This is a genomic window from Kurthia populi, assembly GCF_042686175.1.
GTDB lineage: Bacteria > Bacillota > Bacilli > Bacillales_A > Planococcaceae > Kurthia > Kurthia populi.
Genome location: NZ_JBHUOR010000060.1, coordinates 1 through 1092, shown reverse-complemented (window position 1 = coordinate 1092; position 1092 = coordinate 1). Strand labels below are relative to the sequence as shown.

The 1092-nt window shown below is 39.8% G+C and carries 1 pseudogene; it reads left to right on the top strand.

Annotated elements, in window-relative coordinates:
- Positions 1-1092, top strand: a pseudogene (locus ACFSY7_RS10335) (hypothetical protein); the annotation flags it as partial.

Here is a 1092-nt window from a genome sequence, read left to right as displayed (position 1 = left end):
TGAACAACTGCAGAAGTCGAAACAAGAGTTATACAACAACTTAACTACTTTATCTGATACCTATACAACGAAAATCCAAGATGCCAACAACGCATTGGTTGAATCCGAAAAGAAACTCAATGAAGAATATGAAAAAGCTGTATCAGATCGCGCGAATACTATCTACAAATCAATGGGCTTGTTTGATGAAATGACTGAAAAATCAGCAACAACCGGTGCTGAATTAATTAGCAATTTAAAATCACAGGTTGCGGGTATGTCGGAATGGGCGGCCAATATGGAAACACTTGCTGGTCGTGGTGTAGACGCAGCGCTAATTGATGAATTACACGAGCTTGGTATTAAGTCAGCCGGAGAAATCGAAACACTTACAAAGATGTCTCATACTGAGTTAGCAGAATTTGTAGGTGCATGGAAAGAAAAGTCTGAACTTGCAAATAAAATTGCTGTCAGCGAAATGAAAGACTTACGTGTATCGACGGATGCAGAAATTACGAAGATGCGTGAAGAAACAGCACTTCAACTTGATAAGTACAATAAAGAATGGCAACAGTCGATTAAAGATTTAACTGGCGGTACGAAGAAAACATTCAATGCGATGACAGCGAGTATGCCTGCGATTGGTAAGAATGTCATTAAAGGCATGCGAAGTGGGTTAACAGATATGACGCCTAGTTTATTAGCGCAAGCAAAAAGCATTGCTGATGAAGTGAAATCTACAATTCAACAGGCTTTTGACATTCATTCTCCGTCAAAATGGGCGAATAAATTCATTGGCGTCAATATCGTCAAAGGGTTAATCAATGGTATGGCGAACATGCAAGCGCAAGCTGTTAAAACTGCGCATAAACTCGCTGAAAGCGTAAAAGATGAAGTGACGAGCAATTTAGTAAGTGCGGATGTATTAGGCTATACAGCATCATCTACAAGCGCTATCAGCAAAGAATTATCTGTTTCAGTGAAAGTTGAAGTTGAGGGTGGCGGAATTGGTACAGGTGGAAACGTTACAATCAATAATCAATACGACAATGCACCGTCAAGCCCTGCAGAACTCGCACGACAACAGAAAAAACAAATGCAAAATTTAGGATT